Here is a 10732-nt window from a genome sequence, read left to right as displayed (position 1 = left end):
GAGTTGAAGCAGGAAGATTTCAGTTTGTTAGCAAACGTTAGTAAATTATGAGCGGAACCATGACAGTTTTGACCTTAAATCTAGATGCGATTCATCTAACAGACGATCAGTTTTTTGAACTCTGTCAGCACAATCAGGACTTGAGACTAGAACGCAATTGCAAAGGAGAACTGATCATCATGGCACCCGTTGGAGCAGAGGGCGGCAGTCAAGAAGCGGATTACATTGGCGATTTGATCATTTGGAATCGTCAAACAAATTTGGGGCGGGTTTTTAGTTCGTCCACAGGTTTCACACTTCCGAATGGTTCTGTCCGTTCTCCTGATGCTGCCTGGATTGAAAGAAGCCGATGGGAGGCACTCACCCTCACTCAACGCAAGAAATTTGCACCCATTGCCCCCGATTTTGTCATCGAACTGCGCTCCGAAACAGACGAGCTAAAAATGCTACAAGACAAAATGCAGGAATATTTGGAGAACGGTGTGCGTTTGGGCTGGCTGATCAATCCTCAAGATCAACAGGTTGACGTTTATCGACTTAATCAAGACGTTCAGAAGTTGGGGCTTCCGATCGACTTGTCGGGTGAAGCTGTTTTACCTGGGTTTGTTCTTTCGGTGGAGCGATTTAGTAGTTAGGTTGTCGCTTGCTTCAGGTGCAATGATCTGGCGACGCATCTTCAAGCCGATACGAACCCGTTAGTAGTACGATCGCCTGTTCCTTTCACGCTTTAGAATCTGATCATACAGGTTGTACAACGCTACCCAGATTGCAGCAGAGAACGCTACCACAAATACAATTGCTAGAACTAGTGATTCAGAATGTATTTCATCTGGTCATACATCAACAACGAAGTGGGAATGGATACGCCGCAATTTTGAATGCTTTCCTGTGACTACCGAACTTTTCTAAATAGCGGCTTCTAAATCGCCTCAAACGAGACATCCGCAACTGGAAACTGTCTCCATTCAGTCGCATCAAAGTGCCACCACTCAGTTTGTAGCCCAACGAATCCGTGCTTTTCCATGATTCGCTCTAGCGTTGCTCGATTTGTTTTGACGGTATTGCTTAAACTATTGTAGTCGCGGTGAGCACGATCGCTAAACTCATCAAACTCAGTCGGCATTGCTAAATTTTTGCCTGTGCGATCGACCAGCGTCACATCCACCGCAGATCCTCGATTGTGTCTCGATCCATAAACTGGGTTTGCTACATAATCGGGATCAGGCTTGAGTTGCCACATGCGTTTTTGCACCGACAGCGGACGATAACAATCGTATACTTTGAGTCCTAACCCTTGCGTTTCTAATTCTGTTTGCACTCGTGATAACTTTTCTGCCACGCTGATTCTCAAAAAGCATTTTGCCTGACGGTATAACTTTTGTTTTGTAAAATTATTTGTCGTTGCATAGCGAATATCCAATACAATATTTGGACTGATCGCTTGAAGATTTACAAATTCTGCTTTGGTGGCGCTAATAGACGGCTGACTCTGAGTGACAATCGCCCAGCCCACCAGCACAAAAATCAGCCAATTCAGCACTCTGGTTCCACATCTTTGCATTGCATCGTCCACTCTGATTTATCGGATGAGATCAGAAGCCAGATTGTTCCTGATCTCTCAACCGTTCTACTCTAGAGTGGGCAATTGCTCGAAAAAGTAGCGCTTTTATACAATAAGACTAAATTCTGAACGCCTAACGAGCCTGAGACGTGAGCGTTACCCCCATCATCCCCCAGGTTTTAAGAAATTCTCGAAATAACTCCTGACTCGCATTGGACAAATCGCCATCTGGATCGATGATTCCCCCGACAATGACAGTGCCGCGATCGGTGCAAAAACAAAGACGCTGCCCCTCCTCATCCGGTTGGATAAACAGCTTCCCATACGCCAACACCTGCCCAGAACTGCCCGAAACTGCAAATCGCATAACTCAACTATTTTGAACACCATCGCTATTGTGACGCACGATCGTCCTCCCAAAAATCTGGCAGCGTGATTTAGTCTCACCCCCAATCACCGATTCGAGCGTTTGATGTATTCCTTTAGTTAGGCTTTTGGTGCATCTTCGCAGAAGTCTTGTCTCTTTTCTTTTTCGCTTTTTCTGCAAAATGGCATACTCAGTTAAGCCAGCATGGGAAGGAGTGAGATTGTGGGATTGGGAAAATGGGTTGGGCTTTTGGCATTTGCGGTGTCAGCTTACATTTTGTGGCAGATTCATCAGGTTTTGCTGCTGGTGTTTGCGGCGGTGATTTTTGCCACTGCACTCAATAGTCTGGTGCGCCGAATGCAGCGGGCTGGCTTAAAACGAGGGGCGGCAACTGCACTCTCGATCGCGCTCTTCGTCATTCTCTCGATCATCTTTGTCGGGCTGATTGTGCCACCGTTTATCACTCAGTTTCAACAGCTTGTGGAATTGGTGCCCAAGGGGTTAGACAATCTTCAGAAACGGTTTCAAGACATGCAGGATATGATTCCTGGGTCATCACAATACTTGCCGGGCATTGATGATCTGATTCAACAAATCCAACCGCTAGCCGGGCGAGTCGTCGGAAACTTCTTCTCCTTGTTCTCCAATGTGCTGGCGGTTTTGTTAAATCTGCTGCTGGTGATCATTCTGACGGTCATGCTGCTGATCAATCCCCAACCTTATCGTCGAGGGTTTGTGCTGTTGTTTCCGTCGTTTTATCGGCGGCGAGCGGATGAAATTCTCGGACTGTGTGAGGTGGCGCTGGTCAACTGGGTCGGCGGCATTTTGATCAACATGGTGGTGATTGGGGTCGTCAGCGGCATCAGTTTGTGGATTTTGGGCGTGCCATTGGTGCTGGCAAATGCGTTGTTAGCCGGGTTGTTAGAGGCGATTCCCAATGTGGGGCCGGTGTTGAGTTTGGTTCCGCCGATGGCGATCGCCTTACTCGATGCCCCGTGGAAAGCGGGCGCTGTAGTGATTTTGTATATTGTCATTCAGCAGCTTGAGCAGTATTTGCTGGTGCCATTTGTCATGTCAAAACAGCTATCGCTGCTTCCGGCGGTCACGCTCTTATCTCAAGTAGTTTTTGCCATCTTTTTTGGCTTTTTGGGATTGTTTCTGGCGATTCCGCTGGTGCTGGTGGGTCAGATTTGGCTGAGAGAGGCGTTGGTGAGAGATATTTTGGATGAGTGGAAGAACGATCGCTACGACAAGACTGAACCGGAGTTTTTGCAAGCAGAGGAGCCTTTGCCGGAGCTAGAAGAAGGGATGAGGGATGAGGAATGACTTTGGACTTTGGACTTTTTTCTCTCGTCTGCCCACTTGACGGAATGAAAAATTCTCATATTCTCTCTGAAAGGCTGTTACTTGTTGTGAGACGAGGCAGCACTTTGACATCCCAAAAATCTGGTCAAAACTCATTAGTTTGCACATTGTCCAGAACACAGTATAAACCTAAGCAGTTGATCCAGCAGTTCGGGTTGAAAGGTTATCGTACTCATGTCTTTGGTTCAGTAGTTCGTTAAATCTCAACTTCTGACTTTGATGCAATTTATTTTACAATCCCTACTCTGAAGCTCAGACAGCAAATTGCGGCCCTGGAGGAACGGGTCAGATCTTTGGAGTCACGCCTCAGTTAAACTGTTTTGTCCGTTTACTGCTTTGCTGGAACAACTTTCAACTAAAAACTCGACAAAACATTGCACTTTGGGAAGCAAGTAACGATTGCTAGGAAAGATGGCGTAAATTCCCACATCATTCTCATCTTCGTATTCCGAAAGGATGTGAATCAGTTGTCCAGATCGCAGCGCCTGATCTGCCAAAAATGCCGTCACACGAGCAATGCCCAAACCTGCCAGAACCGACTCATACAGGGCTATCCCACTATTGACGGTAAAATTTCCACCCACGCTAATTTCTCTCACCCCAACGGGATCGCAAAAGCGCCATTGATTCAAGGTCGTTTTGTAGGCATTCAGGGCGAGGCAATTGTGAGTGGCTAAATCATCGGGAGTTGTGGGAGTTCCATAGCGATCGAGATAGGCTGGAGCCGCACAAAGAATCCGGCGATCGGAGACTAACCGACGGGTAATCAGAGCAGAATCTGCCAGTTCACCAATGCGAATGGCAACATCGATACTGTCACCAACAATATCTACTAAGTCATCGGTCAGCGCTAATTGAATGCTGAGGCGGGGATAGTGGGTCAAAAACTCAGGAATGCGCGTTAGTAGATGACGATGAGCGAACAGGGTTGAACAACTAACGTGCAGAACACCCTGCGGGGCTGCGCTGTGATGTTTTGCCTCGCGATCGGCTTCTTCTAAATCTGCCAAAATGCTGAGACAACGATTGAAATAGCGCTCTCCCACTTCGGTCAGGCTGAGGCTGCGGGTGGTGCGATTAAACAGACGGACACCCAACTGATCTTCAAGCTGGCTAATGCGGCGACTGATAGCTGATGGATTAATTTCTAATGCTGCCGCCGCTCTGGCAAAGTTGCCGCTGTTGACGACTTGCACAAAGACTTCTAAATCGTGTAAACGACTCATGATAATTAATGCGTTTTTAGCATGACAGTGGTGCCTGAAAAAGCCATTGTTATTTTTTTGAGCATGAATCTACACTTAGGCTATCGAAGCTTGTTTTGCAAGTCCATCATCAACCGCCGAAAAAACTTTCACAGAAACCACAGAATTTTGAGTCGTTTTTACACCCCAAAAACTAATGACGAAATGCACTACAGATCAACAGTCTAGCCGTCGGCAAGTGATTCAAACTGGGCTGGCTGGACTGGCAGGAGCCGCTACAGTTGGATTAACTCCGAATAGAGTAACGGCGACTGCTCAGAAGCCAGCACCTCAGCCCACAGATGCAAAAGGGCGCTTTGCTGGAAAGGTGGTGATGATCACTGGCGCAACTTCTGGAATTGGGCGATCGGCGGCACTTGCCTTTGCCCGTGAAGGAGCGAAAGTCGGTTTTTGCGGACGGAGAGAAAACCTGGGTGCTGCGGTAGAACAGGAAATTCGGCAAAGTGGTGGCGAGGCGACTTATCTCAAAGCAGATGTGATCCAGCCGAGAGAAGTTGAATCGTTTGTCGATCGCATCGTGGAAAAATATGGTCAACTGGATATCGCCCTGAACAATGCGGGAGATATACTCTCCAAACCCCTCCACGAGATTACCGTTGAGGAATGGGACTGGGTTCAGAATACGAACCTACGGGGTGTTTTTCTTGCCATGAAGTACCAGATTCCACACATGCTGAAGCGGGGTGGAAATATTGTCATTACTGCCTCACAGCATACTATAGCCACCCGACCGGGGTTTTCTGGCTATGCTTCTGCAAAACGGGCGCTCTTGGGTTTGGCACAAGCGGCAGCATTGGACTACGGGCAGCAAGGGATTCGAGTGAATGTGCTTTCACCTGGAATTACGGATATGCCGCTATTTCGGCGATCGACCGGAGGTTCAAAAGAGAAAGTAGAAGCGGCTCGACAGTTGGCAGATTCACTGAAGCGAATTGCCACCGCAGAGGAGATTGCCGAAGCAGCATTGTTTCTTGCATCCAACGATTGTCCCTACATTACAGGTACGTCTCTTCTAGCTGATGGGGGTATGATGTCCGGTCTGTAATTAAAGGTTACAAAATCATAATCATTGTGTCGTAAAAGTCATGTCACAAATCTCTCAACCTCTACGTCGATCGTGATTCACAACCTCACGACAAAGTTTTTCAACACTTATCAACGAGGATAATAACTCATGGAGTACCGCTTTCTGGGCAAATCTGGCTTTAAGGTTCCTGCGTTAAGTTTTGGCGCAGGTACTTTTGGTGGCAAAGGACCGCTTTTCAGTGCTTGGGGTAATACGGATGTAGATGAGGCGAAACGCTTGATCGATATTTGCCTTGAGGCTGGCGTGAATATGTTTGATACCGCCGATGTCTATTCTGACGGAATCTCGGAATCTATTCTGGGGGAAGCAGTCAGATGTCGCCGCGACCAAGTAATTTTATCGACTAAAATTACGCTTCGTGTGGGCGAAGGTGCAAATGACGTTGGAGCTTCTCGCCATCACCTTATACAGGCTACTGACGCTGCACTCAAACGCCTTGGTACGGACTATATCGATCTGCTGCAATTACACCACTTCGATGCGATGACACCCATTGAAAGCGTGATGTCAACGCTTGATGACCTAGTGCGTGACGGGAAAGTGCGCTACCTCGGAGTATCCAATTTCTCTGGCTGGCACCTCATGAAATCTCTGTCTGTCGCAGATCGCTATGGTTACTCGCGCTATGTCGCCAACCAGACCTACTACTCACTGATCGGTCGCGATTATGAATGGGAGCTGATGCCATTAGGTCAAGACCAAGGTGTTGGGGCTGTTGTGTGGAGTCCGCTCGGTTGGGGACGTTTAACCGGAAAAATCCGGCGGGGACGGCCTTTACCTGAGGACAGTCGGTTACACGATACGGCTAAGTTCGGGCCGCCAGTTGATGATGAGCACTTGTATCGGATCGTCGATACGCTCGACGAAGTGGCGGTAGAGACCAATAAAACCATTCCACAGATCGCCCTGAACTGGCTGCTGCAAAGACCCACCGTCGCGACTGTTCTAATTGGTGCGCGCAACGAGGAGCAGTTGAGGCAGAATCTTGGGGCAGTCGGCTGGAACCTCACCCAGGAGCAAATTGCAAGACTAGATACGGCAAGTTATTTGACACCGCCATATCCCTATTACCCCTATTGGAACGGGCAATTTTCCGAACGAAATCCGCCACCTGTATAAACCCCGAAAAGAGAAATGCAGAGTTGCCGCTGTTCATAACTTGGACAAAGACTTCTAAATCAACGAAAATTTTCGATCGTTTTCCACAGCATACTGGCGTTTCTCTTTTGGCAGATGGGGGCATGATGTCTGGTCTGTAGTTGAGATTTGCAAAATTACAATTATTTTGTCGTAAAAATCATGTCACAAACTGCTCAACGAATGCGCCGATCGCTGCTCACGTCCGCGATCGCAACACTGACAACTTTTGTTCTAGGAATCTTTACTAAAAAAGTGCAAGCTCAACCCAGCGATAGCTACACTCGCGGCATTGAAACGCTCAAGCGAGTCGGGGGTAATGATTACGATCGCGCTACTCGCCCACTGGAAGCATTTTCACCAGATTTAGCCCAAATGGTTGTGAACCATGTGTTTGGCGATGTTTTATCTCGACCCGGACTCGATTTGAAACAGCGAGAAATCGCGATCGTGGCGGCATTAACTGCGATCGGCTCGGTACGTCCGGCACTGAAGTTTCATATTCATGGAATGCTGAATGTCGGCTGTACGCCTCAAGAAGTGGTAGAGACGATTCTGAATGCCGTTGTGTATGCTGGCTTTCCAGCCGCGCAAGATGGAATGACGATCGCGCGGGAAGTGTTCAAAGAGCGTAACCTTCAGTTTAAGCCTGTTTCAGCCAGACCGGAGGGCGATCGCTACCAGCTTGGGATTCAAAATTTGCAGCAAACAGAAGGCGATCGTGTCAAAACCATTGCCACTCGGTTTGCCACCCTTGCCCCCGATTTACCCCGGTTGATCATCGAATTTGCGCGGGGTGAAATTTGGAATCGGCGTGGACTCAGCCTCAAATCTCGCGAGTTCGCCACTCTAGCGATGGTAACGGCATTGGGCAATCAGAACAATTCAGTTGAGGCTCACGTTGAAGGGGCATTGCGGGCGGGTGCAACGGAGACTGAAATTAAAGAATTGCTGATGCAAATGACCGTGTATGCAGGTTATCCCAAAACCCTGACTGCCATTGCTGCCGCGCAGCAGAAACTTGTCGCTCTCAAACAACAGGGAATTCCGCCTGCTAGTCCACAACCAGAGCTAGAAAGTCGGCGGCAGGCAGAAAGCAATGAGACTCGCTACCGCCGGGGTTTAGACGCTCTCAATCAAATTAGCAAAGCATCGGGTGAGGCAGTGGTGAACAGCTTTGAAGATATTGCTCCTGACCTCGGACGCTACATCGTGGAATTTGCCTATGGCGATGTCTTTTCTCGTCCAAATCTCGATCTAAAAACCCGTGAACTGGCAACCGTTTCTGCCTTGACTGGATTGAATACCACGGCTTCAGGGTTACCGCTCAAAGTCCATATCAATGGAGCCTTGAACGTAGGAGCCAATCGTCAGGAAATTGTTGAAACTATCCTACATATGCTTCCCTATGTTGGCTTTGTGAAAGTGCAGCAAGCAATGGCTGTAGCGGAAGAAGTGTTTAAGGAACGAAGTGCTTAAGTTAATTCAAAGACCATGAAAAACTTTAATCTGAGCATCACCCGCAGCGCGATCGCGTTCATCATTGGTTGTCTCACATGCATCTCAATTTCAACTCAATTGAGCAATCCCCAACCCACACAGCAGTTGTTGGAATTTACAGGACGCTACATTGCTGCCATTTCAGATGGTGATTTTCTTGCCAGCACCTATGCAGATGGTAAGTTGCCTGCTCAAGGGGTGAGTGATCAACTCTCGATCGTAACTTTGCCACTCAACGGAAAGCAGGAAACGATCGCGCAAATTAATGCTTCAAATTCAGTGATTGGAGCGCCCTATGCGCTGGCGCTATCACCCGATCATCAAACTGCATTTGTCGTTGAAACCCTTGGAGCAATGCCAGCGAATGCGACTCGAAGAGAGCAACTTCCTTCTGGCAATCAATTGGTGGCGATCGATTTATCCAATCCCCGTCGTCCCATTGTTCGAGATCGAATTGAAGTTCCTCCTAAGCCTGAAACGGTTCATGTTCATCCCAATGGAAATTTACTAGCAATTTCAACGCAGACTCCAAACAAAGAAATCGTTCTAATTCCAGTTCAGAACAATCAACTCGGTCAACCGACAGAGTTTTCCCTTCGTCAGATCGGAATTCAACCTGACCCAAAGTATTTCCAAAATGGATTGTACGCGAGTCAAGTTCAGTGGCATCCGTCTGGAAAATATCTAGCTGTAAATCTGGACTACCGAGATGAAATTGTCTTTTACGAAGTCGATCGCAACGCTGAAGGGGCACTGCAACTGACTCCCTGGGGTTCACCCGTGAAAGTTGGCAAAGACCCGTTTACAGGACAATTCACTCCTGATGGGCGCTTCTATCTCAGCAGCAATTGGGGGCGCAATTTTAGTGAACAAATCAAAACCTTGGAACAACGATTACCCGAAACGCGAGGGACAGTATCCGTCATTCAACTTGCTCCATTAAATACGTCTGGAACACAGCATCGAGTGGTTTCAACTGCGATCGCCGATCTCTCACCCGAAAGTTTGGCAATCAGTCCAGATGGCTCAAAGGTCGTGACTGTGAACATGCGTGGGACTGCCTTCCCGACTAATTCACCTCGATTTACCCGTCAAGCAACCTTGAGTTTGATGATGCTCGATCGCGCATCAGGTCAACTCACGAAGCTCAAGGATTATCCATTTGAGGGAATTTTGCCAGAGGGTGCAGCCTTCGATGCTAGCGGTAAGGCATTAGCCGTCACGATCTATGACTATTTCACCCCAAAACCTGAAGGTGGAATCGAATTCTGGCGAGTCATCGAAAAGCCAACTCCAGAGCTACAACGAACAGGGTATGTTGTTGATATGGGTCGGGGTGTTCATCAAGTATTAGTCGCTCGATAACGTTTCGGTTGGGCGGCCGTAAATATCCTCGACATCCACACGAAAATTTTGCGGTAGTGAGATCAAGCGAATTGTTATACGGCTGTGAACTCGGTTCTCGTTATCCCTCTAATGTCACGCTAGAAGAAGTAAAATCACCAAAAAACGACGTAGCCTTTTTCCGGCAGGTATTTTAGCGTGAATTCGATGAAATCCTTCGCTGCGGTGATCGCTCCGGGCAGCCCCCTAAATCCCCCAAGTTTGGGGGACTTTGAGCAAAAAATCCCATCCGGAAGTCCCCCAGATTGGGGGGTTGGGGGGCGAAAGTGCTGAATCACGAAGCGAAAAAACTCTGTCGAATTCACGTTATTTTAGCGTTCATAATTTGCTTCTATTCCTTCAAAAGAGCAGTCACTGAAACGATCGCCAACTTACACAAAAGGGGATTTGCTGACGCAGGCGATTGGAGTCCGCTTTTACCTGCCCCCAACCGCAGCGAAGTGATGAGCATTCTCAGCCGCCAACGCCGCAAAGGATAAGCGCAAGCGTCGAAAAGTCATACGGTAGGGGCAATCCCCCTGTAGTTGCCCGAAGGCCTGGAATCGGAACGAGGGCAGCATTCCCTACCGTAGATTTTCACATCCCCATTCGTCATGCCAAAATCACAATCATCCCCCTGGGTCGCCCTGGATGCGGGAAGAGGGTACACGGGGGCATGACCCCTACCTGGAAAATCATGCTTCGGTTCAGCAACGCCTCTTTTGCAGGAGACGGACTCTCCCTGAGCGCCTGTGTTTTGCCTGGCTCATCTCTGCCAAACCCATGCCGCAAATTGCTGCCACAGCGACACCTTACGAACTGGCCGGGGCTGTTTTGTCGCTCCGCAAGCTTCATTCAATTCTCGATCGCGCTGACCGTTGGGGTTATTGGTGCGGTAGTCGAGCAACCAATCGCAGCCTAGCGTCATCAAGCTATCTAAATTGAGATTCCAGAGAATTACAGTTCCGTCATAATTGCCAGAGGCGATCGTCTTGCCATCGGGACTAAAACTTACGCTGTTGACATAACTGCTGTGCCCTTTGAGCGTCTGCAACTCCCGTCCCTGC

At 48.4% G+C, this 10732-nt stretch carries 11 protein-coding genes; 7 read left to right on the top strand and 4 right to left on the bottom strand.

The window, feature by feature from the left end:
* Positions 1 to 59: 59 nt before the first annotated feature.
* Entirely contained in the window at positions 60 to 635 is a 576-nt protein-coding gene (locus ACKFKF_RS32475) for a Uma2 family endonuclease (RefSeq protein WP_446871534.1), read from the top strand.
* Between the two features lie 284 nt (positions 636 to 919).
* Here the strand turns inward: ACKFKF_RS32475 and ddpX are convergent, their stop codons facing one another.
* Entirely contained in the window at positions 920 to 1561 is a 642-nt protein-coding gene (gene ddpX / locus ACKFKF_RS32470) for a D-alanyl-D-alanine dipeptidase (protein ID WP_446871533.1), read from the bottom strand.
* Positions 1562 to 1694: 133 nt separating this feature from the next.
* Positions 1695 to 1928, bottom strand: a complete 234-nt coding sequence (locus tag ACKFKF_RS32465; protein WP_446871532.1) for a hypothetical protein — start codon at positions 1926 to 1928, stop codon at positions 1695 to 1697.
* Positions 1929 to 2132: 204 nt separating this feature from the next.
* On the opposite strand from ACKFKF_RS32465, the gene ACKFKF_RS32460 reads away from it, so the two are divergent.
* Positions 2133 to 3254: an AI-2E family transporter gene (locus ACKFKF_RS32460; protein ID WP_446871531.1), complete on the top strand. Its 1122-nt coding sequence runs from the start codon at positions 2133 to 2135 to the stop codon at positions 3252 to 3254.
* 338 nt (positions 3255 to 3592) lie between these two features.
* On the opposite strand, the gene ACKFKF_RS32455 is transcribed toward ACKFKF_RS32460, so the two are convergent.
* On the bottom strand, positions 3593 to 4519 hold the full coding sequence (locus ACKFKF_RS32455) for a LysR family transcriptional regulator (protein ID WP_446871530.1): 927 nt from the start codon (positions 4517 to 4519) through the stop codon (positions 3593 to 3595).
* A 175-nt stretch (positions 4520 to 4694) separates the two neighbouring features.
* Between ACKFKF_RS32455 and ACKFKF_RS32450 the strand changes: the two genes are divergently transcribed.
* From ACKFKF_RS32450 to ACKFKF_RS32430, 5 genes are all read left to right on the top strand, one after another.
* Entirely contained in the window at positions 4695 to 5603 is a 909-nt protein-coding gene (locus ACKFKF_RS32450; RefSeq protein WP_446871529.1) for an SDR family NAD(P)-dependent oxidoreductase, read from the top strand.
* 129 nt (positions 5604 to 5732) lie between these two features.
* Positions 5733 to 6764: an aldo/keto reductase gene (locus ACKFKF_RS32445; protein WP_446858171.1), complete on the top strand. Its 1032-nt coding sequence runs from the start codon at positions 5733 to 5735 to the stop codon at positions 6762 to 6764.
* Between the two features lie 180 nt (positions 6765 to 6944).
* Positions 6945 to 8261 carry a carboxymuconolactone decarboxylase family protein gene (locus ACKFKF_RS32440; RefSeq protein WP_446858172.1) on the top strand — a complete coding sequence of 439 codons (1317 nt, stop codon included), beginning with the start codon at positions 6945 to 6947 and terminating at the stop codon, positions 8259 to 8261.
* A gap of 15 nt (positions 8262 to 8276) precedes the next feature.
* Entirely contained in the window at positions 8277 to 9647 is a 1371-nt protein-coding gene (locus ACKFKF_RS32435) for a beta-propeller fold lactonase family protein (RefSeq protein WP_446871528.1), read from the top strand.
* A gap of 305 nt (positions 9648 to 9952) precedes the next feature.
* Positions 9953 to 10165, top strand: a complete 213-nt coding sequence (locus tag ACKFKF_RS32430; protein WP_446871527.1) for a hypothetical protein — start codon at positions 9953 to 9955, stop codon at positions 10163 to 10165.
* Between the two features lie 266 nt (positions 10166 to 10431).
* On the opposite strand, the gene ACKFKF_RS32425 is transcribed toward ACKFKF_RS32430, so the two are convergent.
* Positions 10432 to 10732: WD40 repeat domain-containing protein (locus tag ACKFKF_RS32425; protein ID WP_446871526.1), on the bottom strand; the 301-nt coding region annotated here is incomplete at its 5' end.

Source organism: Phormidesmis sp. 146-12 (assembly GCF_052939495.1).
Note: the sequence above shows the minus strand (reverse complement) of the source record. Positions and strands in the feature narration are given on the sequence as shown.